The organism is Streptomyces sp. XY431, from assembly GCF_001279805.1.
Classification (GTDB): Bacteria; Actinomycetota; Actinomycetes; order Streptomycetales; family Streptomycetaceae; genus Kitasatospora; species Kitasatospora purpeofusca.
Genome location: NZ_LGDO01000511.1, coordinates 1 through 24,317, shown reverse-complemented (window position 1 = coordinate 24,317; position 24,317 = coordinate 1). Strand labels below are relative to the sequence as shown.

24 protein-coding genes are annotated in these 24,317 nt (G+C 73.4%); 19 read left to right on the top strand and 5 right to left on the bottom strand.

The genetic code is table 11. The features are described from left to right. Positions 1-596: 596 nt before the first annotated feature. From ADK60_RS37850 to ADK60_RS37820, 7 genes are all read left to right on the top strand, one after another. Positions 597-1,775, top strand: coding sequence for an LLM class flavin-dependent oxidoreductase (locus ADK60_RS37850; RefSeq protein WP_053651340.1), 1,179 nt, complete (start codon positions 597-599; stop codon positions 1,773-1,775). Then, complete coding sequence (locus ADK60_RS37845) at positions 1,772-2,257, top strand: GNAT family N-acetyltransferase (protein WP_053651339.1); 486 nt, start codon at positions 1,772-1,774, stop codon at positions 2,255-2,257. The genes ADK60_RS37850 and ADK60_RS37845 overlap by 4 nt, the downstream gene beginning before the upstream one ends. A gap of 156 nt (positions 2,258-2,413) precedes the next feature. Continuing rightward, positions 2,414-3,367: an ABC transporter substrate-binding protein gene (locus ADK60_RS37840; protein ID WP_045944889.1), complete on the top strand. Its 954-nt coding sequence runs from the start codon at positions 2,414-2,416 to the stop codon at positions 3,365-3,367. Positions 3,368-3,395: 28 nt separating this feature from the next. After that, complete coding sequence (locus ADK60_RS37835) at positions 3,396-4,427, top strand: amino acid ABC transporter permease (protein ID WP_079009037.1); 1,032 nt, start codon at positions 3,396-3,398, stop codon at positions 4,425-4,427. A gap of 65 nt (positions 4,428-4,492) precedes the next feature. Continuing rightward, positions 4,493-5,245 carry an amino acid ABC transporter ATP-binding protein gene (locus ADK60_RS37830; protein WP_053651351.1) on the top strand — a complete coding sequence of 251 codons (753 nt, stop codon included), beginning with the start codon at positions 4,493-4,495 and terminating at the stop codon, positions 5,243-5,245. A gap of 33 nt (positions 5,246-5,278) precedes the next feature. After that, a complete protein-coding gene (locus ADK60_RS37825; protein WP_053651338.1) occupies positions 5,279-6,268 on the top strand; it encodes an ABC transporter substrate-binding protein in 990 nt (329 codons plus the stop codon). A gap of 150 nt (positions 6,269-6,418) precedes the next feature. Further along, positions 6,419-7,633: a serine/threonine-protein kinase gene (locus ADK60_RS37820; RefSeq protein ID WP_053651337.1), complete on the top strand. Its 1,215-nt coding sequence runs from the start codon at positions 6,419-6,421 to the stop codon at positions 7,631-7,633. Here the strand turns inward: ADK60_RS37820 and ADK60_RS37815 are convergent. Then, complete coding sequence (locus ADK60_RS37815) at positions 7,589-8,290, bottom strand: MBL fold metallo-hydrolase (RefSeq protein ID WP_053651336.1); 702 nt, start codon at positions 8,288-8,290, stop codon at positions 7,589-7,591. The two genes, ADK60_RS37820 and ADK60_RS37815, sit on opposite strands and share 45 nt — an antisense overlap. Positions 8,291-8,602: 312 nt before the next feature. Here ADK60_RS37815 and ADK60_RS37810 point away from each other — a divergent pair, with 312 nt between their 5' ends. Then, the gene (locus ADK60_RS37810) at positions 8,603-9,463 is read left to right on the top strand and encodes a fumarylacetoacetate hydrolase family protein (protein ID WP_053651335.1); all 861 of its coding nucleotides are present in this window, start codon (positions 8,603-8,605) and stop codon (positions 9,461-9,463) included. 79 nt (positions 9,464-9,542) lie between these two features. On the opposite strand, the gene ADK60_RS37805 is transcribed toward ADK60_RS37810, so the two are convergent. Continuing rightward, positions 9,543-10,289, bottom strand: coding sequence for a TetR/AcrR family transcriptional regulator (locus tag ADK60_RS37805; RefSeq protein ID WP_053651334.1), 747 nt, complete (start codon positions 10,287-10,289; stop codon positions 9,543-9,545). 216 nt (positions 10,290-10,505) lie between these two features. Between ADK60_RS37805 and ADK60_RS37800 the strand changes: the two genes are divergently transcribed. The 4 genes from ADK60_RS37800 (at position 10,506) to ADK60_RS37785 (ending at position 15,927) form a co-directional block, all read left to right on the top strand. Beyond that, positions 10,506-11,195, top strand: a complete 690-nt coding sequence (locus ADK60_RS37800) for a rhomboid-like protein (protein ID WP_053651333.1) — start codon at positions 10,506-10,508, stop codon at positions 11,193-11,195. Positions 11,196-11,279: 84 nt separating this feature from the next. Next, entirely contained in the window at positions 11,280-13,004 is a 1,725-nt protein-coding gene (locus tag ADK60_RS37795; protein ID WP_053651332.1) for a DUF885 domain-containing protein, read from the top strand. A 285-nt stretch (positions 13,005-13,289) separates the two neighbouring features. Further along, positions 13,290-14,756: a DHA2 family efflux MFS transporter permease subunit gene (locus ADK60_RS37790; protein ID WP_234371461.1), complete on the top strand. Its 1,467-nt coding sequence runs from the start codon at positions 13,290-13,292 to the stop codon at positions 14,754-14,756. A gap of 157 nt (positions 14,757-14,913) precedes the next feature. After that, complete coding sequence (locus ADK60_RS37785) at positions 14,914-15,927, top strand: trypsin-like serine peptidase (RefSeq protein WP_159400740.1); 1,014 nt, start codon at positions 14,914-14,916, stop codon at positions 15,925-15,927. Here ADK60_RS37785 and ADK60_RS45410 read toward each other — a convergent pair. After that, positions 15,894-16,598 (bottom strand): helix-turn-helix domain-containing protein, encoded by a 705-nt coding sequence (locus ADK60_RS45410; protein ID WP_045944163.1) that lies wholly within the window; start codon positions 16,596-16,598, stop codon positions 15,894-15,896. The genes ADK60_RS37785 and ADK60_RS45410 overlap by 34 nt on opposite strands. A 441-nt stretch (positions 16,599-17,039) precedes the next feature. Between ADK60_RS45410 and ADK60_RS45405 the strand changes: the two genes are divergently transcribed. Genes ADK60_RS45405 through ADK60_RS37745 form a run of 7 tightly spaced genes read left to right on the top strand, consistent with a single transcriptional unit; the run spans position 17,040 to position 22,818 of the window. After that, on the top strand, positions 17,040-17,309 hold the full coding sequence (locus ADK60_RS45405) for a phosphopantetheine-binding protein (protein ID WP_045944164.1): 270 nt from the start codon (positions 17,040-17,042) through the stop codon (positions 17,307-17,309). Further along, entirely contained in the window at positions 17,302-18,120 is an 819-nt protein-coding gene (locus ADK60_RS37770; protein WP_199839853.1) for an SDR family NAD(P)-dependent oxidoreductase, read from the top strand. Before ADK60_RS45405 ends, ADK60_RS37770 begins: the two co-directional genes overlap by 8 nt. Further along, positions 18,117-18,656 carry a MaoC family dehydratase gene (locus tag ADK60_RS37765; protein WP_045944166.1) on the top strand — a complete coding sequence of 180 codons (540 nt, stop codon included), beginning with the start codon at positions 18,117-18,119 and terminating at the stop codon, positions 18,654-18,656. Before ADK60_RS37770 ends, ADK60_RS37765 begins: the two co-directional genes overlap by 4 nt. After that, positions 18,653-19,501, top strand: coding sequence for an SDR family NAD(P)-dependent oxidoreductase (locus ADK60_RS37760; protein WP_052709643.1), 849 nt, complete (start codon positions 18,653-18,655; stop codon positions 19,499-19,501). The genes ADK60_RS37765 and ADK60_RS37760 overlap by 4 nt, the downstream gene beginning before the upstream one ends. A gap of 22 nt (positions 19,502-19,523) precedes the next feature. Then, on the top strand, positions 19,524-20,807 hold the full coding sequence (locus ADK60_RS37755) for a beta-ketoacyl synthase N-terminal-like domain-containing protein (protein WP_053651329.1): 1,284 nt from the start codon (positions 19,524-19,526) through the stop codon (positions 20,805-20,807). Further along, complete coding sequence (locus tag ADK60_RS37750; RefSeq protein WP_053651328.1) at positions 20,804-22,114, top strand: beta-ketoacyl-[acyl-carrier-protein] synthase family protein; 1,311 nt, start codon at positions 20,804-20,806, stop codon at positions 22,112-22,114. Before ADK60_RS37755 ends, ADK60_RS37750 begins: the two co-directional genes overlap by 4 nt. Continuing rightward, positions 22,111-22,818, top strand: coding sequence for an alpha/beta hydrolase (locus tag ADK60_RS37745; RefSeq protein WP_159400739.1), 708 nt, complete (start codon positions 22,111-22,113; stop codon positions 22,816-22,818). Before ADK60_RS37750 ends, ADK60_RS37745 begins: the two co-directional genes overlap by 4 nt. 68 nt (positions 22,819-22,886) lie before the next feature. On the opposite strand, the gene ADK60_RS37740 is transcribed toward ADK60_RS37745, so the two are convergent. Further along, the gene (locus ADK60_RS37740) at positions 22,887-23,078 is read right to left on the bottom strand and encodes a DUF397 domain-containing protein (RefSeq protein ID WP_053651326.1); all 192 of its coding nucleotides are present in this window, start codon (positions 23,076-23,078) and stop codon (positions 22,887-22,889) included. Positions 23,079-23,086: 8 nt separating this feature from the next. Continuing rightward, positions 23,087-23,941 carry a helix-turn-helix domain-containing protein gene (locus ADK60_RS37735; RefSeq protein WP_053651325.1) on the bottom strand — a complete coding sequence of 285 codons (855 nt, stop codon included), beginning with the start codon at positions 23,939-23,941 and terminating at the stop codon, positions 23,087-23,089. Positions 23,942-24,317 lie beyond the last annotated feature (376 nt).

Here is a 24,317-nt window from a genome sequence, read left to right as displayed (position 1 = left end):
CTCCGCTTTCGATCGTACGCGTGCGCGATCGGCGGGTGTCAAGGGTCGTCGGCGACGGGGCGCCCGGGGCGCGGGAGGTGTCGCGTGGCGACAGGAGATCGCAACAGAGCGGTAATGGAGGACGGTTGACGGGTGCGAGGTTCGCTGCTCAACTTGAGGCCATGTACGCCGAGCAGCCCCTGGTCACCCGCGACCACATCGACTTCGGTCGGGTGTGGTCCGCGGCGTGTCGCGGCTGACCCGGCAGCGGGCCGCTCGTCCGGCCCCGTCCTCCCCCGGAGCGACCTCCCTCGGTGCCCCGTCCCGGGCCGGGACAGCCGTCACGTCCTGACGGCTCGTCGACCGCGCGCTGCCGCCCACCCCTCTTCCTCCCCGCTCCGCTGCGCTCCGGCAGTCCTCCGCACCGCCCCGGGCCGTCACGTGCCCGCCGCCGCCCCCTACCGCCCCACCCGCCCGGTACGGCATTCCGCTCCGCACGGCCCTCCGGCCCCCGGCCGGCGGTGCCCGCTGCCCTTCTCGGCCCTCCCCTGCCCTCCCGCGCCCACCGGCTGCCCGCGCCCGGCCGGCCCGCGGACGATCCGAAAGGTTCCGCCACCATGCCCGTCGAATTCCTCGGCATCGCCGCCACCGCCGACGGTACGGAGACCACCGCGAGCACCACGGCCGCGTTCGACCGCGACTACACCCTGAAGCTGGCCCGCGCCCACGAGGAGCACGGCTGGGACCGGGTGCTGTTCGCCTACGGCTCCGGCTCGCCCGACCCGGCGCCCGCCGCCGCGTTCATCGCCTCCCGCCTCGACCGCCTGCAGATCCTGCTCGCCCACCGCCCGAACGTCTCGTACCCGACCTTCGCCGCCAAGACCTTCGCCACCCTGGACCGGATCAGCGACGGCCGGCTCACCGTCCACTTCATCACCGGCGGCAACGACCACGAGCAGCAGCGCGAGGGCGACTTCCTCACCAAGGACGAGCGCTACGACCGCACCCGGGAGTACATCCGGATCGTCAAGAAGGCGTGGACCAGCCGGGAGCCCTTCGACCACGAGGGCACCCACTACCGCTTCCACGACTTCGTCTCCGACGTCTTCCCGGTGCAGCAGCCCCGGCCGGGCGTCTCCTTCGGCGGCTCCTCGGAGGCGGCGTACGCGGCGGGCGGCGCCGAGGCGGACATCTACTGCCTCTGGGGCGAGCCGCTGGCCCGCACCGCCGAGCAGATCGAGCGGGTGCTGGAGTCGGCCCGGCAGGCCGGGCGGGCGGACGCGCCGCGGATCCAGGTGGCGTTCCGGCCGATCATCGCGCCGACCGAGGAACTGGCCTGGGAGAAGGCGCACCGCACGGTCGCCGCGATCAAGGCCCGGCGCGAGGGCGGCGACCTGATCCGCCGCGGCCGCCCGGCCGGCACCGGGCCCGAGAACGCCGGTTCGCAGCGCCTGCTGGAGATCGCCGAGGCCGGCGAGCGCTACGACCGGGCGCTGTGGACGCCGACCGCCGCCGCCACCGGCGGGGCGGGCAACTCCAACGCCCTGGTCGGCACCCCGGAGACGGTCGCCCAGGCGCTGCTGGACTACTACGACCTGGGCGTGGACATCCTCTCCGCCCGCGGCTACCACCTGGTGGACGACGCGATCGACTTCGGCCGGTACGTCATCCCGATCGTCCGCGAGGAGGTCGCCAAGCGGGACGCGGCCAGGGCGGCGGCCGAGGCGGCGGCGGAGGCCGAGCGGGCCGGGCGCGCCGAGCACGACCGGCACCAGCTGATCGCGGCCCAGGCGTGAGCGGCGCACCGGCGCTCGACGTCGAGGTCCGCCGGGTCGGCATCGACGACCCGCTCGCCGAGCCGCTGGTGCGCGAGCTCACCGAGGAGTACGTGCGCCGCTACGGCCCCGAGGCGCACGAGGAGATGACCCGCTACCCGGCGGACAGCTGGACCGCGCCGGACGGCCTGCTGCTGCTCCTGCTGGAGGACGGCGAACCGGTGGCCGGCGGCGCGTACAGGCGGTACGACGAGCGGACGGCGGAGGTGAAGCGGATGTGGACGTCCTCGGCGCACCGGCGCCGGGGGCTGGCCCGCCGGGTGCTGGCCGAGCTGGAGCGGGCCGCCACCGGGGCCGGCTACGGCCGGATCTTCCTCACCACCGGCCCGCGCCAGCCCGAGGCCAGGGGGCTGTACCTGGCCTCCGGCTACACCCCGCTGTTCGACGTCGCCGCCGATCCTCTGACGATCGGACCGCTGCCGTTCGAGAAGCAGCTGCCCTGAAGCCGCACCTCCGCCGAGCCCGCACCACCCGCCTTGCCCGCACCACCCGCCTTGCCCGCACCACCCGCCTTGCCCGCACCGTCCGCCGAGCCCGCACCCGCCGAGCCCGCACCCGCCGAGCCCGCACCGCCCCCGTACCTCCCGAAAGGCACCTCCGTGAGAACCACCACCGCCCGCCACCGGCTGCTCGCCGCCACCGCCCTGCTCCCGGTCCTGGCCGTGGCGGCGTGCAGTTCGGACCCGAGCACCGGCACCGCGACGGGCGGCTCCGGCCGGCCGGCCGTCTCCGCCGCCGCCGAGGATCTCGTCTCCGGCCTCAAGAAGTCGGACACCGCCGCCGCGCTGCTGCCCGCCGACGTCCGCGCCGCCGGGACGGTGAAGTTCGGCTCCTCGATCGGCGCCCCGCCCTCGGCCTTCTACGCCGACCAGGCCACCAAGAAGGCCGCCGGGGTGGACATCGACTTCGGCGACGCCGTGGGCCGCCTGCTCGGCCTGACCGTGCGGCGCGAGGAGGCGGCGTTCGAGACCATCCTGCCCGCGCTCGACAGCGGCAAGTACGACGTCGGCACCGGCAACTTCGGGGTGACCGCGGCCCGGCTGAAGACCATCGACTTCGTCACCTACATCGACGACGGCCAGGGCTTCGCGGTCAAGAAGGACAACACCACCGTCAAGCCGATCACCGACCTGGTCCAGCTGTGCGGGCTGACCATCGGCACCGGCGCCGGCACCACCTTCGAGACCACCCTCAACGCCAAGAAGAGCGTCTGCACCGACGCCGGCAAGCAGCCCTACGAGGTCAAGGCGTTCAGCGACAGCGGCGCCACGCTGACCAGCCTCCAGCAGGGCCGGGTGGACGTGGTGATGTCCACCATCAACGGCCTGCGCTACCAGGCCGCGCAGGAGGCCTCCGGCACCAGGTTCCTGGGCGAGTTCCACCGGCTCGACGTCGGTTTCGCGTTCAAGAAGGGCTCGGCGCTGACCCCGGCCTTCCAGGCGGCCGTCAACGAGCTGATCAAGGACGGCACCTACGAGCGGATCCTCAAGAAGTGGGGGGTGACGGAGTCGGCCGTCAAGGAGTCCCTGATCAGCCCGCCCGAGCACGCGTGATCCCCTGTCCCCCCGGGAGGAGTCCCCCATGACCACCGCCACCGCCGGCAGCACCACCGCCGGCAGCACCACCGCCGGCGCCCCGACCCGCTCGAAACTCGACCGCGCGCCCGCCGCGGCCCCGCTCGACCTCGGCGAACTGGACGGCCTGCGCACCGTCCGCGCCCGCTACCCCTGGCGCTGGGCGGCCGGCCTCGCCGCCGTCGTCGTCCTGGCCCAGTTCGCCCACGGCCTGGCCACCAACCCCGGCTGGGACTGGGCCACCTTCCGGGTGTACTTCTCCGCCGACACCATCCTGCGGGCGGTCGGCCGCACGGTCGAACTCACCGCCTACGGCACCGTGCTGGGCTTCCTGCTGGGCGCCGTGGTGGCCGCGATGCGGCTCTCCCGCAGCGCGATCCTGCAGACCGTCGCCTGGGCCTACGTCTGGGTGTTCCGCTCGATCCCGCTGATCGTCCAGCTGGTCTTCTGGTTCAACCTCTCCTACCTCTACAAGCGCTTCGGCTTCGGCATCCCGTTCGGGCCCACCTTCGGGGACTTCGAGACGATCGGGGTGCTGGGCGCGCTCGGCGCGGCCGTGCTCGGCCTCGGGCTGCACCAGGCCGCCTTCGCCGCCGAGATCATCCGCGGCGGGATCATCGCCGTCGACCCCGGCCAGCGCGAGGCGGCCGCCGCGCTCGGCGTGCCGCGCTGGCGGCAGGCCTGGCGGATCGTCCTGCCGCAGGCGATGCGCGGCATCCTGCCCGCCGCCGCCAACGAGGTGATCTCGCTGTTCAAGGGCACCTCGGTGGTCTACGTGATGGCGATCGGCGAACTCTTCTACCAGGTGCAGGTGGTGTACGGCCGCACCGGCCGGGTGGTGCCGCTGCTGATGGTCGCCACCGTCTGGTACGTGCTGCTGACCACCGTGCTGTCGATCGGCCAGTACTACGTCGAGCGGTACTTCGCCCGCGGGGCCGACCGCACCCCGCCGCCCACCCCGCTCCAGCGGGCCCGCTCCCTCGTCCGGGGCCTGCGCGCCCGCACCGCCACCGCTGTCGCCCTCGGAGGCCGCTCATGACCACCGTCGTCAAGGAACCGCGCGCCGAGGACACTCCGGCGGAGGAGCCGGCCGCCGCACCGTCGATGGTGCAGGTCCGCGGCCTGTGGAAGAGCTTCGGCCCGACCGCGGTGCTGCGCGGCGTCGACCTCGACGTCCCGGCCGGCTCGGTGACCGTGGTGCTCGGGCCGTCCGGCTCCGGCAAGTCGACCCTGCTGCGCGCGATCAACCACCTGGAGAAGGTCGACCGGGGCTTCGTCGCGATCGACGGCGAGCTGATCGGCTACCGCAGGGCCGGGGACCGGCTGCACGAGCTCAAGGAGCGCGAGGTCCTGCGCCAGCGGACCGACATCGGCTTCGTGTTCCAGAACTTCAACCTCTTCCCGCACCTCACCGTGCTGGAGAACATCGTCGAGGCGCCGGTCAGCGCGCTGCGCCGGCCGAAGGCGGAGGCCCGGGCCCGGGCGCTGGAGCTGCTGGAGCGGGTGGGCCTGGCCGAGAAGGCGGACGCCTACCCCCGGCAGCTGTCCGGCGGCCAGCAGCAGCGGGTGGCGATCGCCCGGGCGCTGGCGCTGGAGCCCAAGGTGCTGCTGTTCGACGAGCCGACCTCGGCGCTCGACCCGGAGCTGGTCGGCGAGGTGCTCGACGTCGTCAAGGACCTCGCCCGGGCCGGCACCACGATGATCGTGGTCACCCACGAGATCGGTTTCGCCCGCGAGGTCGCCGACACCGTGGTCTTCATGGACGGCGGCGTCGTGGTCGAGCAGGGCCCGCCGCGGGCGGTCCTGGACGAGCCGCAGCACGAGCGGACCAGGGCCTTCCTGGCCAAGGTCCTCTGAACCACCCACCCCTTCACCCGCAGGAGTTCCGCCATGTCCCTACCCCGTCGCGCCCTCGTGACCGCCGCCGCGCTCGCCGCCGCCCTCACCCTGGCCGCCTGCGGCAGCACCTCGGACGCGGCGGCGGACCTCGCTCCCGCCAAGGGCAGCACCGCCCCGAACGGCACCGCGGTGAACCTCACCCCGCAGCAGAACCGGGTGACCACGCCCAAGGTGGACGCCCTGGCCGCCCTGGTGCCGGAGGAGATCAGGAGACGCGGGACGCTGACCGTGGTCGACTCGCTCGGCACCACGCCGCCGCTGGACTTCTACGCCAACGACGACCGGACGGTGATCGGCGTCGAGCCGGACATCGCCTCGCTGATCGGCAATGTGCTCGGCCTCAAGGTCGAGTTCAACCCGGTCTCCTGGGAGAACATCTTCGTCGGCCTGGACAGCGGCAAGTACGACGTCGGCATCTCCAACATCACCGTCACCGAGGCCAGGAAGGAGAAGTACGACTTCGCCACCTACCGGTTGGACATCCTCGGCTTCGAGGCGAAGAAGGGCAGCGGCTGGAAGGTCACCGGGCCCAAGGACATCGCCGGGAAGACCGTCGCCGTCGCCTCCGGCACCAACCAGGAGAAGCTGCTGATCGCCTGGAACGAGGAGAACACCAGGAACGGCCTGAAGGCGGCCGACATCAAGTACTTCCAGAACTCCTCGGACTACTACCTGGCGCTCTCCTCCGGCCGGATCGACGCCTACGTCGGCCCCAACCCGGTGGCCGCCTTCCACGCCGTGCAGACCGGCGAGACCGAGGTGATCGGCACCTACTCGGGCGGTGGCGCCGAGGTGCTCGGCAAGATCGGGGCGACCACGAAGAAGGACAGCGGCCTGGTCCAGGCGCTGAACGGGGCGATCAACGAGGTGATCGGGAACGGCAGTTACGCCCAGGTGCTGAAGCGCTGGGGCCTGGACGCCGAGGCGGTGCCCACCTCCGAGGTCAACCCGGTCGGCCTGCCCAGGCCCAAGCAGCCGTAGGGCCTGCCGCCGCGCCGGCCCCGGGGCGGCCCCGGGACCGCCGCCGGGGAGCGGTCCCGGGGTCGTTCACCCGGGTGCCGCTCCCCGCCGCTATCGTGACCCGGTCAGGATGAACGGTGTTCGATTCCGGCGGACTTGGTGGGGGAACGCATGCAGGCGGGCGATGTCGTGGGCGGCCGCTACCGGCTGGACCGGGAGCTGGGCCGGGGCGGGTTCGGTGTGGTCTGGGCCGCCCACGACGAGACCATCGGTCGGGCGGTCGCGCTCAAGGTGCTCTCCGACGAGAAGGCGGGCGACGAGGAGGCGGTCGGCCGGTTCATCCGCGAGGCCAGGACGGTCGGCCTGCTGTCCAATCCGCACATCGTCACCCTGTACGACTACGGGCGGGTGCAGGACGGCGCGCGGTCGACCCACTACCTGGTGATGGAGCTGGTCCGGGGCCGCTCGCTGGCCCAGGTGACGCGCGACGGCCTGCCGGAGCCGGCGGTCTCGCTGCGGTGGGTGCGGCAGATCTGCAAGGCGCTGGACGCCGCGCACCGCAACGGCGTGGTGCACCGGGACATCAAGCCCGAGAACATCATGATCACCGACGGCGGCGAGGCCAAGGTGCTGGACTTCGGCATCGCCCGGCTGCTCTCCCAGCCGGCCGCCGGCGGACTCACCTCCACCGATGTGGTCATCGGCACGCCGGTCTACCTGGCACCGGAGTGCTGGGCGGGCCTGCCGATCGACGGCCGGGCCGACCTCTACGCCCTCGGCGTGGTGCTCTACCAGCTGTGCACCGGCCGCCGCCCGTTCAACGCCGACCAGGCCGTCACCATGATGTACGCGCACCTCAACGAGCAGCCGCTGCCCCCGGACACCTCCGACCCGGCCCTGGACCGGCTGATCCTCCAACTGCTCGCCAAGAAGGCGGAGGACCGGCCCGCCGACGCCGCCGAGGTCCGGCAGCGGCTGCGCGACCTCAAGGTGCTGCGGGACCGCAAGGGCGGCACCGACCCGGAGGCCCTGCGGCAGAAGGCCGACGACGCCTGGCGGCGCGGCGCGGCCGGCTCGCCCGAGCGGGCCGCCGAGCAACTGGTCGCGCTGATCCCGCAGTTCGCCCGGGCCTTCGGGACGGCCGACCCCCGGACCCTGCGCACCTGCCACGACCTGGCGCTGTGGCTGGCCCGCTCGGGTCGGCCGCGGGCGGCCGTCGCCCTGCTGCGCGAGCTGCTGCCCGCGCTGGACGGCCACCCGCGGGCCCGCGAGGACGTCGGTCGCGACCTGGAGCGGTGGGAGCGCGACAGCGCCGACGCCGCGCCCGACCCGGCCCGTCCGCTAGTGCTGGCCGAGCTGCTCGACGGCACGGCGCAGAGCGGCTGAGCCGCCCTCGGCGATCGGCACGCCGTGCCCGAACAGCACGGTGTCGGCCTCCAGTTCCGACAGCCGGCGGAAGGACTCCACGGCCAGCGCCGGATCGGCGTTGAAGACGCCGGGCATGGTGCGGTGTTCGACGTTGGCCGCGATGTCACCGGTGAACAGCACGCCCCGCTCCGGCAGGTGCAGCGCGATCGAGCCGTCCGTGTGGCCCGGCACGTGCACCACCACCGCGCCGCCGCCGAAGCCGAGCTTCTCGCCGCCCGCCACCTCGCGGTCGACCGTGCACGGCGGGGCGGGCGGCAGCTTCGGCAGGCTGTCCCAGATCTCCTGCTCGAAGGGGCTCAGCACCATCGGCCGGGGCTGCTGCTCGCCGCGGAGCACCGGGGCCTCCAGCCGGTGGGCCACCACCTCGGCGCCCAGCCGCCGGGAGAGTTCGGCGGCCGATCCGGCGTGGTCCTCGTGGTAGTGGGTGAGCACGATGGTGCGCAGCGCGGCCGGGTCGGCGCCGTCGGCGCGGATCGCCGCCTCGATGCTGTCGGCCTGTCCGGCGGGGCCGGTGTCGATCAGGGTGAGCGAGCCGTCCTCGTCGCGCCAGAGGTAGACGGTGCCGAAGTCGAGGGTGACGAGGGTCAGTTCCGGTCGGATGCGGGTGATCTCCATGGGGGCGATCCTGCCCCGCCGGGCGGCCGTTCGACCGGGTGTTCGCCCCTGGCGTGACGAACCGGCCGGGCGGACCGGCGGGACGGCCGGCCGGCTGTCAACCGTACGGGCGCCCAGTGCGGCCGGTGCCGGGCCCGGACGGTTGGGAGGATTTCGCCGATCGGGACGGTCTGGTCCGGGGCGGCGCGCCGTTGATATACCTCGCAGCACAGGGGCCGGGCACGGTCCGCGCCGCCTCCGGGCGGCCCGGTCCGAAGCCCGGCGAGCTGCGAAGAACTCGACGAACTCGACGAACTAGGAGGTGGGGATCGGATGAAGCTCCTCCGTGTCGGCCCGCCGGGCGCCGAACGCCCGGTCGTGCTGGGCCAGGACGGCACCGCGTACGACCTCTCCGGGGTGACCGCGGACATCGACGGCGGCTTCCTCGCCGGGCTGGCCGGTGACGGCGCCGCGGCGCTGGCCGGGCAGGTGGCGGCCGGCCGGCTGCCGGTGGCCGAGATCGGCGGGCAGCGGGTCGGCCCGCCGGTGGCGCGCCCCGGCAAGGTGGTCGGCATCGGCCTCAACTACCGGGACCACGCGGCCGAGGCGGGTGCGGCGATCCCGGACGAACCGGTGATCTTCCTCAAGCCCAGCTCGACCGTGGTCGGCCCGTACGACGAGGTGCTGGTGCCGCGCGGCGGCGAGAAGACCGACTACGAGGCCGAGCTGGCCGTGGTGATCGGCCGGACCGCCCGCTACCTGCCGGACCACGCGGCGGCGGCCGGGGTGATCGCCGGCTACACCATCGCCAACGACGTCACCGAGCGGGCCTTCCAGTTCGAGCGCGGCGGCCAGTGGGACAAGGGCAAGTCGGCGGAGACCTTCACCCCGCTCGGGCCGTGGCTGGTCACCGCGGACGAGGTGGCCGATCCGCAGCGGCTGCCGCTGCGGCTGTGGGTCAACGGGGAGCTGCGCCAGGACGGCTCCACCGAGCGGATGGTCTTCCCGGTGCTGGAACTGGTCCGCTACACGAGCCAGTTCATGGTGCTGGAGCCGGGCGACGTGATCGTCACCGGCACTCCGGCCGGGGTCACCCTGGGCCGCCCGGGTACGCCGTACCTGGCGCCCGGCGACATCGTCGAGATCGAGATCGACGGGCTCGGCCGGCAGCGGCAGGTCCTCGGCAAGGCGTAGGGCCCAGCCGTCCCGACCCTTGGCACGGGGGTCGGGCCGGATCCCGGGCCGCGCGTCCGCCGGGCCCCGCCGCGCCGGGCTACTCGGCCGGGCCGCCCAGCGCCGCCCGCAGCCGGGCCGTCCGCGGCGAGTCCGCGCCCTCCAGGGCCAGCAGCCCGGCCAGCACCTCGGCGGTCTGCGGGTCGTGCAGCGAGGTGGCCGCCGCCATCGCCACGAACTGGTCCACCAGCCACTCCCGCAGCTCGTCCACCGGGACCTCCCGGCCCTCGTCGAGCCAGCTCAGCGAGGCCCCCTCGACCACCGCGATCCACGAGCGGACCAGCAGGGTCAGCCTCGGCCCGGCCTGCCGCACCCCGAGGTGGCGCAGCGTGCGCTTCAGCGCCGCCCGCCGGACGTCGTCCACGATCGCCGAGGTGCGGGCCGTCTCCACCACCGAGCCGCCGCGCAGCAGCGCCGAGTAGCCGGTGCCGTGTTCGGCGACGAAGGCGAAGTAGCTCTCCAGGACGGCGGACAGCTGCTGGGTCGGGCTCCCGGCGAGCGGCACCACGAACCGGCCGGTGAGTTCCTCGGCCGCGCTGCGCAGCGCGGCCTCGTACAGCTGCTGCTTGCCGCCCGCGAAGTAGCGGTACACCAGCGGCCGGGAGGCGCCGGCGGCCTGCGCCACGTCGTCCAGCCCGACCTCCTCGGGCGCCCGGTGCGCGAACAGCTCCAGGGCCACCGCGATCAGCTGCTCGCGCCGCTGCTGCACCGGCAGCCGCCGGTACCCGGCGCGCCGCGGCCTGGCGGCCGGTTCGGGGGCTGGCGGTGGCGCTGAGCTGGCTTCCATGCCGGTCAGCGTAACGGCCCCGGGCCGGATCGGAGCCGGGTGTGCACCGATCTTCCGAACGGGCGTTTGCGCCTGTTCGGGCGGTCGCCCCCGCCCCCGGACGGCCCGCCGGGAGGCCGGTGCCGGGGCGGCCCGGGGGAGGCCCCGGGAGGCGCTCCAGCGGCCCCCGGCCGAGGATGGGACGCATTCCGCCGCCCTGCCGAGGAGGCCCGCCGGATGGCGCACACGCTGGAACGGCCGCCCCGCGCGCGAAGCCTGCGCGGGGCGCTCCTGGCGTGGGTGCGCTCGGCGCCGGGGACGTACCTGTGGCTGCTCGTGCTGGGGGTCACCAGCCTGGTGGTGGCCCGGATGGACCAGCACACCCTGGACTGGTTCCTGGCTGCCCGCTCGACCAATCTGGAGCAGCTGCGCTCGCGTCCGGTGCACGCCCTGGTGGCCAGCGCGCTGTGGACCGAGACGTCCAGCTGGCCGCTGTACGCGGTGCTGTTCACCGTGTTCCACGCCAACGCCGAGCGCTGGCTGGGCACCGCGCGCTGGTTCGTGGTGGCCGCGACCGCGCATGTGCTGGCGACCCTGGTGAGCGAGGGCGTGGTCGCCTGGGGGATCGTCCGGGGGACCCTGCAGCGGAGCATGGCCGAGACGGTGGACGTCGGGGTCTCCTACGCGCTGGCGGGGGTGGTCGCGGTGCTCACCTACCGGTTCGCGGGCGGCTGGCGGTGGCTCTACGGCACCGGGGTCGTCGTCTTCTACCTGGTGCCCCTGGTGGTCTCGCACACGTTCACGGACCTCGGGCACTTCAGCGCCGTGCTGATCGGTCTCGGCTTCTTCCGCTTCGCATACGGACGGTCCCGGTGGGACCCGGGCCGGGTGCTGCGGCACCGGCGGCGGCATCGCTCGGGCGGGTGAGCCCGCGCCGGAGGGATCCAATTGGCCGGTCCATGCCACCGGGTAGGGGCTTGCAAACGGCGCGTGCCACGAAATGATGTCCGGATGGTTGAACTGATCAGCTCCGACGGCACCACCCCCCGCCGTGTCGCCGACGCCTATGTGCGGGACCTCGCCGAGCTCGACCCGCTGACCGCGGTGTACCTGGGCCTGAACCCCGAGGACGACCGCCTCCCCGACCTCTCCCCGGCCGGGGCCGAGGCGATCGCGGACCTCGGGCGCTCCACCCTGGCCCGGCTCGACGAGGCCGAGGCGGCACTCGACCAGGCCGCCACGGCCGACGCCGCCCGGGACGAGGCCGAACGGCGCTGCGCCCGCCTGCTGCGCGAGCGGCTCGTCGCCGAACTCGCCGTCCACGACGCGGGCGAGCGGTTCCGGGCCGTCCACAACCTGGGCTCGCCGCTGCACAACCTCCGTGACGTCTTCACCCTCATGCCCACCGACACCGAGGAGCAGTGGGGCATCCTCGGCCGCCGCCTCGCCCGGGTGCCGGAGGCGCTCACCGGGTACCGCGCGACCCTCGCCGAGGGCATCGCCCGCGGCCTGCTCTCCGGCCCCCGCCAGGTGACCACGGTGATCGGCCAGCTCGGCGAGTGGCTGGCCGGCGACACCCCGGGCGGCTGGTTCGGCGACCTGGTCCGGGAGGGTCCCGAGTCGCTGCGCGCGGAGCTGTCCGGCCACGCGACGGCCGCCGCCGAGGGCCTGGTGTCCCTGCGCGACTGGCTGGGCGAGGTCTACGGCCCGGCCGCCGCCGACGCCCCGGACACCGTCGGCCGCGAGCGCTACGGCCGCTGGGTGCGCTACTGGACCGGCGCCGACCTCGACCTGGACGAGGCCTACGCCTGGGCCTGGCAGGAGTTCCACGACCTGCTGGCCCAGATGCGCACCGAGGCCGAGAAGGTGAAGCCGGGCGCCGACCCGATGCAGGCGATGAAGTGGCTGGAGACCGACGGCCCCGCGCGGTTCGGCGCCGAGGCCGCCCGTGAGTTCCTCCAGGGGCTGATGGACGGCGCGATCGCCGACCTCCAGGGCATCCACTTCGACCTGGCCGAGCCGATCACCCGGGTCGAGTCCCGGATCGCCCCGGCCGGCAGCGCCGCCGCGCCGTACTACACGGCCCCCTCGCTGGACTTCAGCCGCCCGGGCCGGACCTGGCTGCCCACCCTCGGCCGCGAGCGCTTCCCGGAGTGGGACCTCGTCTCGACCTGGTACCACGAGGGCGTCCCCGGCCACCACCTGCAGCTCGCGCAGTGGAACTACGTCGCGGACCGGCTCTCCACCTACCAGGTCAGCCTCGGCGGGGTGAGCGCCAACCTGGAGGGCTGGGCCCTGTACGCCGAGCGCCTGATGGACGAGCTCGGCTACCTCACCGACCCGGGCCACCGGCTCGGCTACCTCAACGCGCAGATGATGCGGGCGCTGCGGGTGATCGTCGACATCGGCATGCACGCCGGCCTGGACTTCCCGGCCGACTCGCCGTACCGCCCGGGGGAGCGGGTCGAGCCGGACGCCGCCCGTGAGTTCTTCGGCCGCTACTGCGGGCTGTCCGCCGACTTCCTGGACAGCGAGCTGGTCCGCTACCTGGGCCTGCCCGGCCAGGCGATCGGCTACAAGCTGGGCGAGCGGGCCTGGCTGCGCGGGCGGGCGGCGGCCAGGGCGGCGCACGAGGCGCGCGGCGAGGTGTTCGACCTCAAGGCCTGGCACATGGCGGCGCTGTCGCAGGGCTCGCTGGGCCTGGACGACCTGGTCGCGGAGCTGTCCGTGCTCTAGGGCGCGTCTGTGGCGCGAGGTCCCGGGCACGGTCCCGGGACCTCGGGCCACTCGGGCCGCGGTCCCGGTCGATCTGGTTCTTTGGTCCCATTTCAACCGATTTGGTGAGCTTTTTCCTTGCCATTCGCCGCGAGGCGAGTTTGGCTTGAAGGCGACTGCGTGACCTCTCCGCTCCCCTCCGGAAAGGCTCCCCCAGTGTCCTCCCAAGCCCAAGCTGCCACCGGTCATGGAACGGCGGACTCCCGCCGCTGGTGGGCCCTGGCGGTCATCGCCATCGCCCAGCTGATGATCGTCCTCGACATCACCATCGTGAACATCGCCCTCCCGTCGGCCCAGAAGGATCTCGGGATCTCGGACGCCGACCGGCAGTGGGTGATCACCGCCTACACGCTGGCCTTCGGCGGACTCCTGCTCCTCGGCGGCCGGCTCGGCGACCTCTTCGGCCGCAAGCGCGTCTTCACCATCGGCCTGCTCGGCTTCGCCCTCGCCTCGGCGATCGGCGGCGCCGCCAGTGGCCCGACCATGCTCTTCGCCGCCCGCGCCCTCCAGGGCGCCTTCGGCGCGCTGCTCGCCCCGTCCGCCCTGGGACTGCTCTCCACGACCTTCACCGATCCCAAGGAGCGGAGCACCGCCTTCGGCATCTTCGGCGCGATCGCCGGCGGCGGCGCCGCGATCGGCCTGCTCCTCGGCGGCCTGCTCACCGAGTACCTGAACTGGCGCTGGTGCCTGTTCGTGAACACCCCGATCGCGATCGCCACCGCCTTCGCGGCGTTCTCCGTGCTGACCCGCGACCACATCGGCAAGGACACCCGGACCAGGCTCGACCTGCCCGGCGCCGTGCTCGGCTGCGGCGGCCTGCTCGCCATCGTCTACGGCACCTCCGAGGCCGTCACCCGAGGTTGGGGCGACTGGCTGGTGCTCGGCTCGCTGGGCCTCGGCGTGCTGCTGCTCGCGGTGTTCGTCCTGGTCGAGAAGCGCACCCCGCACGCGCTGCTGCCGCTGCACATCGTGGCCGAGCGCAACCGCGGCGGCGGCGCCCTCTCGGTCGGCCTGGCGATGATCGGCATGTTCGGCCTGTTCCTGTTCCTGACCTACTACCTCCAGGTCATCAAACACTTCTCGCCGGTGATGTCCGGGGTCTCCTTCCTGCCGATGACGGCGGCCATCGTCATCAGCTCCACCGGCTTCGCGGCCCGGCTGATGACCAGGGTGCCGTCCCGCAACCTGATCGGACCGGGGCTGCTGCTCGCCGCCGCCGGGATGGCCTGGCTGACCCAGATGAAGGTGGACAGCCCCTGGGCCGGCATGGTGCTGCCCGCCGAACTGCTGCTCGGCTTCGGCATGGGCCTGATCTTCATGCCGTCGATGAGCCTGGCCACCCTCGGCGTCGCGCCGAACGAGGCCGGCGCCGCCTCGGCCACCATCAACTCGGCCCAGCAGGTCGGCGGCTCCTTCGGCACCGCGCTGCTCAACACCATCGCGGCCAGCGCCACCGCGAGCTGGCTCGCCGCCCGGATCACCACCGCCGGGGACCCGGCGGTCCAGGCCCAGGGCGCGGTGCACGGCTATGTGATCGCCACCTGGGTCGCCATGGGCATCCTGCTGCTGGCCGCGCTGATCGCCTTCCTGATGATCGACCACCGGCCCGCGCCGGGCGAGGCCACCGGGGCGACCGGCGCCGCGGCCGAGGCCCCGGCGAGCGCCGGGGCACCGGCCCAGGCCACGGCCCACCAGCAACAGCGGAGCACCTGACCCGCTCCGTCGCCCCCGTCCGCGGACCTCCCGGACGGGGGCGACCGGCTGAATTCTCATGCCGTTCCCAGCGACGCATCACGACCCTCCCAGCTCGGGGCGCCATAGTCGGGACCGACCCCGCACCGCCGCCGACCAGGGCAGGAGCCGACCGAGCATGGGCCAGCACCGCCGCCGTACCCCCCGCCGCCGCCGTCTCCTGGCGCCGACCCTGGTCACCACGGCCCTCTCCGTCCTCACCGTGGCGGTCGTGGTGGTGGGCACCCACAGCCTGACCCCGCGGGCCACCGCCGTCGCCTCCCCGGCCACTTCGGCCGCCGTCGCGCCGTCGGTCCCGGGCACGCCCACCGTCCCCGCCGCCGTCCCGGTCACCGGGACGGAGCCGTCGGCGTCCTCGGAGCCGCCGGTGCCGTCGGAGCCGTCGGTGCCGTCGGAGCCGGATCCGGCCACCCAGTCGGCCGCGTCCACTCCCGCGTCCACTCCCACGACGGCGGCCCCCACCCCCGCCGACGGGCCGCTCGGCACCACCGCCACCGCCCCGGCCACCCCCGAGGCGGCCACCGTCGGCGCCCTGTTCACCGGCACCGTCCGCCCGGGCAACCACTTCTGCACCGCCAGCGTGCTGCACAGCACCACCGGGAACCTGCTGCTCACCGCCGCCCACTGCCTCGACGACCCGAGCGGCGTCACCTTCGCCCCGGGTTACCGCGACGGCCGCGCCCCGTACGGGACCTGGCGGGTCACCGCCGTGCACACCACCACCGGCTGGTCCCACGGCGGCGACCAGGACGAGGACTTCGCGGTCCTGGAGACCGCCGCCGACGCCGCCGGCCGCCGGGTCGAGGACGTGGTCGGCGGCAACACGCTCGGCACCGACGAGCCCTTCGGCACCGCCGTCCGGCTCTACGGCTACCCCGCCGGCGGCGAGTTGCCCCTGCTGTGCACCAACACCACCGGCCGGCAGAGCGCCTACCAGCGGGTCGTCGACTGCCCGGACTACCCCGGCGGCACCAGCGGCGGACCCTGGATCTCCACCGCCACCGGCCATGTCGTCGGTGCCATCGGCGGCTACCAGCAGGGCGGCGACACCGACGACATCTCCTACAGCGCCTACTTCGACCACACCGTCGCGGCCCTCTACGCCGAGGCGGCCGCCGCGGCCGCCTCCTGACCGCCGTAGCGGGTCCGGTGCCGGGGGAGGGAGCGCACCCGGGCGACGGCGGCCGGTACCGCGGCCGGCCCGAAACTGCCGACCGCCCGGAACCAGGCCGCGCGCCAGGCGGCGATCCGGTCCCCGGGGATGCCGCAGCAGCGGACGTAGGTGACCAGCAGCGGTTCCGACGGCATCCGGAGCCCGGCCAGCACGTCCGCCAGGGTGCTGCGCGGCAGCGCCCCGAACCCGCCGGTCCGGGCCCGCTCCTGGAGTTCGCGCAGCGAGGGCTGCCCGGCCGCCAGCCGCAGCCGGTGCATCGCCTCCAGCAAGTGGGCCGGCTCGTAGACCAGTTCGAGTCTTCGGGCCCGCCCGCCCGCCGGTGCCGCGCCCGGCCGCCGTTCGGCGCGGGCGGCTGCGGTGCCCGTACCGGTGGCGGCCCGTTCCCAGCGCTGCCGCGCCTCGCGGACCGAGGCCCCGCAGGCCGCCGCGTACGCCTCGACCACCCCCAGCCGGGGCAGGGCGGAGCCGCTGTCGGCCCGTGACAGCGTGGCCGGCGAGCACCCCGAGCGGGCGATCCGGTCGGCCATCTGCCGGTAGGTGAGGCCGGACTCCGCGCGCAGGGCACGCAGCCAGTGGGCCAGTTCGTAGTGCGGTGCCGCCGGGGGCACCGCCTTCTTGCGTCGCGCCATTGCCGCCTCCCCACGGCGTGCCGCCCGGTCGGCCGTCGTTCCCGGTAATGGCCGGAACCTGGTCCGACCGGTTCGGCCAGCCGACTGCGATGCGATGTCGTGAATCGCCTCGAATGACGTTCCGGGTGGTACACGTAAGGGTGCGACCACGGTAGTCATCGGGTTCTCCCAAGGTCAATCCCCTTTGCTTCTTCTTTGCATCGCCCGGTGTTGTAGAAGTTGCCACCGCGGGGGCTTGTCAGGAGCGGTTGATTCAATTCGTCCGGAATGCGGTGGGACGGATTCCGCCGCCCTGGCCTGGACGAAGGGAGGTCCGGACGGCGTTCCTCCGAGGCGGTTGTCCGGCGCCGGCGGGATGAGTGGCCCTTGCGGTGGGCTTTACCGGTCTGTTGGCATTGGCAGCGTCCGCAGCGGTATTTCGGAACTCTCGAAGGAGACATTATGTCGCCCACGGAAAACGCCGATTTCAACGTCCTGGTCGAGCTGCTCAAGGACGTCAAATCCGGACTGGAAGGACAGTCGATCACCCCGGCCGACTCGGTGGTCGAGGACCTCGGGCTGGATTCCCTGGACCTTCTCCAGCTGGCCCGGAAAATCAACCGCCGGCTCGGCGTCGACTTCGACCTGGACAACTGGAACGAGACCGCGGCCGAGCACCGCCGCACGGTCGGCTCGATCCTGGCCGTGGTCGCGGCGGCCCAGCGTGTCTGAGCGGGCCGGCGTGTCCGACCGGGCCGGGGCCACGCCCGGCACCGGCCGGGTCGCCCTGGTGACCGGCGGCTCGCGCGGGATCGGCGCGGCCGTCGTGCACCGCCTGGCGGCCGACGGGCTGACCGTGCACCTGGTCTACCGCGAGGCCGAGGAGGCCGCCCGGAACGTCGTCGCCGCCGTCACGGCGGCCGGCGGCCGGGCGGTCGCCCACCGCGCCGACGTCGCGGACGAGAAGCAGGTCGTCGACCTGGTCGAGCGGATCGCCGAGCGGGAGGGCGCGCTGCACGTCCTGGTCAACAACGCGGCCGTGATCGACGACCGGCTGGTCGCCGCCACCCCGACCGCGCACTGGGAACGGGTGCTCCGGATCAACCTCACCGGCCCCTTCCTGGCCTGCCGCGAGGTCCTCCCGCTGATGCTCGACCAGGGCTGGGGCCGGATCGTCAACATCTCGTCCAACTCCGTGCGGATCCCCGGCCCCGGCCAGAGCGCCTACGCCGCCGCCAAGGGCGGGCTGGAGGCGCTCACCCGGACGCTGGCCGTCGAGGTCGGCCGCAAGGGCATCCGGATCAACACGGTGGCCCCCGGCAAGGTGCGCACCGAGATGACCGACGCCGTCGCCGAGCGGCTCGGCTCGGACGGCGCCGGCACCCGCTGGGGCCTGCCCGAGGACATCTCCGGCCTGGTCGCCTTCCTGGCCGGCGAGGAGGCCGACTACATCCAGGGCCAGACCTTCACGGTGGACGGCGGCCGGCTGGTGATGCGGGCCGCCGCCGGGGCCCGGCCGCGCCGGGCGGGGGTGCCGGCGTGAAGTACTGGGAGGACCTGGTGGGCGCGCCCGACCACCGGTTCGGTCCGCTGGTCTTCGGCGGCGACCTGCTCGACCGGTTGCTCGACCTGATGGGCGAGAAGCACCCCGTCCACGACGACGACGCCTTCGCCCGGGCCCTGGACCGCACCCGGCGGATCGTGCCCGGCGGCTTCATCCACTCGATCACCTCCGGCTGGGTGGTCCAGCACGGCTCGCCGGCCGCCGTCGTCGGCCTGCGGACCCTGGCCTGGGACTTCGTCCGCCCGCTCTACCCCGACACCCCGTTCTGGTTCACCACCCGCACCGGCCGGTCCGTCGAGATCGACGACCGGCTCGGGCTGGTCGAGTCCACCCGGCGGGTGCACGACGACAACGACCGCACCTACGCGATCGGTCGGATGAGCGTGGTGGTGCTGCGCCGTGCCGCGGCCGTCGCGCTCGAGCCCGCCCCGGACCCGGCCGCTCCGGGACCCGACACCGACCCGGCGCGGGCGGTCACCGCCCCCGCCCGGACCAGCGAGAGGACAGAACGATGACCGACGACACCGCGCACACCCCGCCGGCCCCGAGGCCCGGTCCGCTGGTACCCCGCCCGCTGGAGGGCCGGGTGGCCCTGGTCACCGGCGGCTCGCGCGGCATCGGCGCCGGCATCAGCCGCAAGCTCGCCGCCTGGGGCGCCACCGTGGCGATCAACTACGTCGACCGGGAGGGCCCCGCCAAGGAGCTCGCGGCCGAACTCACCGAGTCCGGGGCCAAGGTGACCCTGCACCGGGCCGACCTGTCCGAGCCGACGGCCGCCGAGGAGCTGCTGGCCGAGGTCGGCGAGGCCCACGGGGACCTGCACATCCTGGTCCAGAACGCGGCGGCCACCAAGTTCTCCCTGCTGGAGAACGCCACCCTCAGCCAGTGGCAGTTCGTCCAGGACACCAACGCCCGGGCCACCTGGCTGCTGGCCAAGCACGGGGTGCCGCTGATGAAGGGCCGCCCCGGCGCCCGGTTCATCACCATCACCAACTCGACCACCTCCCGGATCGTGCCGCGCGCCGGCCTGCTCGGCGCCGCCAAGGCCGCGCTGGAGAACCTCACCCGCTTCCTCTCCTACGAGCTGGCCCCGCACGGCATCGTCGCCAACTGCGTCCGCCCCGGCCTGGTGCAGACCGGCGTCTTCAGCGTCCGGCCCGACTTCAACCACGGGGTGCGGCACGAGCAGGCGGTCTCCCCGTGGCCGGACGGACACATGACCACCCCCGAGAACAGCGCCGACGTGGTCGCCATGCTCTGCCTGGACGAGGCCGCCTGGATTGTCGGGCAGACCATCACGGTGGACGGCGGCTACGCGCTCTGGGGCAACCTGAACAGCCCGCTCCGGGTCGGCGAGTGACGCGGGGAAGGGGGACCGCGCCATGTCCGACGTGATCGTGACCGGAACCGGGGTGATCTCCCCGGCCGGCCTGGGCACCGAGCAGCTCTGGTCCGCGATGGCCGCCGGCCGGTCGCTCTTCGGCCCGGCCGGACCGCTGCCCTGGCCGGTGGCCGCGGTCGACCGCGGCGCCGTGGAGTGGCCGTCCGGAAAGGCCTGGGTGGACAACCGCAAGTACGCCAACCTGGCCGCCCACTGGGCGGTCGGGGCGGCCCGGCTCGCACTGCGGCAGGCCGGCCGCGACCCGGACGCCCCCGACAGCCCCGGCTGGGGGGACCCGGAGCGCGGCGGCACCGTGATGGCCGTCGGCAGCACCGGCGACGAACTGGGCGACGTGATGCCCAGGCTCGCCGGGATGGCCCTGGACGACCCGCGCCCGCTCGCCACCCTGCTCTACGAGGAGGTACCGGACTACTCCTACATCCGCGGCATCCCCTCCCAGCTCGGCCAGTTCGTCTGCATGGCGACGGGCTTCCGGGGCTCCAACGTCGCCGCCTACGGCGAGGTGGCGGCCGGCGGCCTGGGCGCGCTGGCGCTCGCGCTGCGGTTGCTGGAGAGCGGCGAACTCGACCGGGTGCTGGTGGTCGGGGTCGCCCCGCCGTCCTCGGTCACCGCGCTGCACTCCTTCGACCGGGACGAGCCGATCGGCACCGAGGCCGCCCCCGGGCGCGGCCCGTTCGACGAAGGACGGGCCGGACCGCTGCTCGGCCAGGGCGCCGCCGCCGTCCTGCTGGAGCGGGCCGCCCCGGCGGACGCCCCGGCGCCCCGGGCGCTGGCCCGGCTGCTCGCCTGCGAGACGGTGGTCGCCGCCGACCGGGCGAGCGCGACCGGCCTGGCGGTGCGGGCGGCGCTCCGCCGGGCCGGCGAGCGGCCGGACCACTGGTGGGCGCACGGCTCGGGCTCGCCGGCCGCCGACCGGGAGGAGTGCTCGGCCGTCCTGCCCCAGCTCGGCGCCGTGCCGGTGACCAGCAGCAAGGGCACCCTGGGCCTTGCCCTGGAGTGCTCGGCACTGATCGACACCGCTCTCGCGGTCGAGTCGCTGCGGCGCGGCCAGCTGCCACCGGTCGGTCTGCTGCGCCGTCCCGACCCGCGGCTGGGCGGCCCGGACACCGTGACCGGGGAGGCCCGTCCGGTACCGGGCCCGGGCACCGCCCTGATCACCGGGATCGACCACGGCCGGAGCAGCGCCTCGGCCGGGGCCCTGGTGCTCGGCGGCGTCACCGGGCACCCGGGCGACCACCAGGCACGGCGGGAGGAGGAGCTGTGACGGACGAGGACATCGTGATCACCGGGATGGGTGTGGTCACCCCGATCGGCGCGACCGTGGAGGACTTCTGGGAGGCCAACCTGGCCGGCCGGTCGGGCGTGGTCGCCGAGGACCGGATGGACCTCGGCGGACTGCCCTGCGGCTGGGCGGCCGGGCTGATCCCGGAGGACGTCAAGAAGGAGGTGGCCGAACGCTGGGGCGCCCCGGACCGCACCTGGGGCGACACCCTGCTGCACAGCGTCGTGGACCAGGCGCTCACCGATGCGGGCATCACCGGCCCGCTCGGCGGCGAGGCCGCCGGACTGGTCTGGTCCCGGGTCTGGCCGGGGCCGAGCGGCTCCTTCCCGCAGGACTACGCGGTCCACTTCCAGGAGCTCGGCCGACGGTACCGGCGGATCGGCAACGGCCCGGCCGAGGTGCTGGAGAACCTGCGCGGCCGCCGGCTGTCGGCGGAGGCCTCGGACCACTCGGCCTTCCCGGTCGAACTCGCCGGACGGCTGGGCGTGCCGCTGATCGCCTCCCGGGTGGAGGCCACCTGCTCCGGCGGCCTGCGCTCGATCGCCGAGGCGGTCCGGCTGCTGCGGCTGGGACGGGTGGAGGTCGCCGTGGTGGCGGTCTCGGTCTCCCGCAACACCCAGTACGTGCTCTCCCAGTACGGACAGCTGATGGCGCTGTCCCGCTGGAAGGGCGATCCGGCCCTCTCGTCGATGCCGTTCGACAAGCGCCGCTCCGGCATGGTGATCAACGAATCGGCCGGGGCGCTGGTCCTGGAGACCGCGGGCCACGCCGCCCGGCGCGGCCTGGCCGGGGCGCACGCCGTGGTCGGCGGCTGGGGCCTGGCGGTGGACACCACCCACATCACCGCGCCGCAGGTCGGCATGGTCGAGCGGGTGATGCGCACCGCGATCGCCGGCTCCGGGCTGACGCCGGACGACATCGACACCGTCAACGCGCACGGCACCTCCACCAAGCTCAACGACATCACCGAGGCCCGGGCGCTGCACCGGGTGTTCGGCGAGCGGACGGCGGAGCTCGACGTCTGCGCGGTGAAGTCGCTCACCGGGCACGGTTCGGCGGCGTCGGGGGTGGTGGAGACGGTGGCGGCGGCGCTCACCCTCGGGCGGGGCGTCGTTCCGCCGGTGGTGACCTGCACCGAACCGGACCCGGCCTGCGCGGTGAAGACCTCGCTGACGCCGGTGGAGCGGCCGGTGGCCACGGTGCTGAAGAACTCCTTCGGCTTCGGTGGGCAGTACGCGTCCATGGTGTTCAAGCGCGCGGCGCAGCCCCGTCGGGCCCCGGTCCGGTGAGCGGCGGGAACGCGGTGGGCGCCGCGCGGCTGCCGGTGGAGGTGGTCGAACCGGTCGGCCGGCACCGGGCGACGGTTCTCTGGCTGCACGGCCTCGGCCAGGGCCCGGAGAGCCTGGTGGAGGTGGCCGAGCGGTTGGACCTGGCCCGGGCGGGCATCCGCGGGGTGTTCCCGCAGGCGCCGCTGCGGCCGATCGGCCGGGTGTCCGGCGACCCGGTGCGGGCCTGGTTCGAACAGGATGTGTTCGCCCTGGAGAACCCCGGCCCGGCGTCGCTGCCCGGTGTGCTCGCCATCGAACGGCGGCTGCGGGCCGTGCTCGACGAGGAGACCGCGAGGGTGGGGGCCGGGCGGGTGGTCGTCGCCGGGTTCTCGCAGGGGGCGCTGATGGCGCTGGTGCTGGCGCTGCGGTATCCGCAACGGCTGGCGGGGCTGGCGCTGTACGCGCCGTTCCTCCCGGACGAGGCGGTGCCGCTGCTGGCGTCGCGAAGGTCGGCGGTCGCGGTGGACCTGCCGGTCTGGATCGGCCATGGTGCGTTCGACTGGATCATTCCGGAGAAGAGCGGCGCGAAGGTAAGGGATGTGCTGGCTGAGTGGGGACACCCGGTGGGCTGGCAGCGGTATCGGGCCGGTCATGAGGCGTTCGGGGGAGTGAAGCGCGCCGTGCCGGAGTTTCTTGAGCGCGTACTCGGCCCCACCGGGGACTGACGGCGGGCTCGAACCTTGCGGATGACTGTCAGCGGCCCTCGCTCGAAACGAGCGAGGGCCGCTGGTGGTTAGGAGTGGTGGTCAAGTTCGCCGGCCTTGATGGCGTGGAGGAGTTCGGCAAAGGTGGCGCCGGTGGTGTGGAGTATGAGTTCGCCGTCATCGGACTCCCGGAGTTCGACCAGCCCGTCCATGGTTCGGACTTCCACACACAATTCGCCTGAGCTGCTGAAGGAAGACTTCTGCCAGTTGCTCTGATTCATCTCGATCCTTACAAGGTTCGGGCTGTACGGCTGATCAGGTCGCGTGATTCGTCCTCTGTGAGCGCGTACTTCTCGATGCGCTTGAAGATTGCACGGTAGGTCGCAAGTTCACCCGGAGCATCGAAGAAGAAGGGTCCCCGCGAGGACTCCGTCTCGATGGTATCGAGCTCTGGCACCTCACCGAAGCTGTAGATGATGCTCTCGATCGGGCCTGGATAGGTATCCGCGCTGAAGGGGATCACGCGGATACTTATCGTGTCCCTGAGCGAGTCATCAACCAGGCACCCGAGCTGCTGCCGCAGTACATCGGCGCCGCCATAGCGTGTGATCAGGCATGACTCGTGAAGGTAGACCTCTAGCCTCTTCTGAGGATTTCGGAGGAAGAAGCTTCTGCGCTGTGTTCGGAAGGCGGCCCGCAGATCGATCTCATGAACGGTGAGTTGGGGGATGACTCGGTTGAACATCCCCTTCGCGTAGTCACCGGTCTGAAGGAGCCCAGGAAGGAACAGGGACGTCCAGACCTTGATCGTCCCTGCGGCGAAGTCCTCATGCTCCGCAGATTCGAGGAAGGTGCTGGGGATCAGGCCGCGATACTCCTCCCACCACCCCTTCGTCCGATCCTGCGTCATGTTGCCCAGTGCGTCGATCAGAGGTTCGTTGAGGCACTTGCAGGCGTTGGTGATGGCGCGCAGGCGCTGGCGGCTGACGCCGATCCTGCCGGACTCCATCTGGCTGATCTGACTCACGTCGATGTCGAGGATCCGGGCAAGCTGCGGACCGCTGAGTGTCGTGGCCTCGCGAATCTTTCGCAGCTCGGCACCGAGCCGGCGTTGCCTGAGGGATGGGTGGCGGCGTGGCGGCATGCGTTCGTTCCTTACGTGAATGGCGCCAAGTCTGCCGCCTGGCAGCCGGATCGGTCCACCACTCCCTTCCCGGCTTCCCGCTTGAGGGTGATGTTTGAGCTAGTCGGTACCTCATAGGGAACTCTTGCTGTAGCGTCGGCCTCCGATGCGATCCGATGGATCGTCAGTAATGCCTGGTCACAGGGCAGTAGGCGCCTCCTGCCCTCTTGCGCCGCAGAGCAACCGGCTTCGGCCCGGCCTGGCTCACGGTGACGTTCCACCGACACTCCCCTCCCCACCCCTGCCTCTCCCTCGGAGGTTTCTCATGCGTGCCTTCAGCCCGCCCGACTGGTCCGCCGCCCGTGAGGAGCTGCGCACCGCGCTCGCCCTCTCCTCC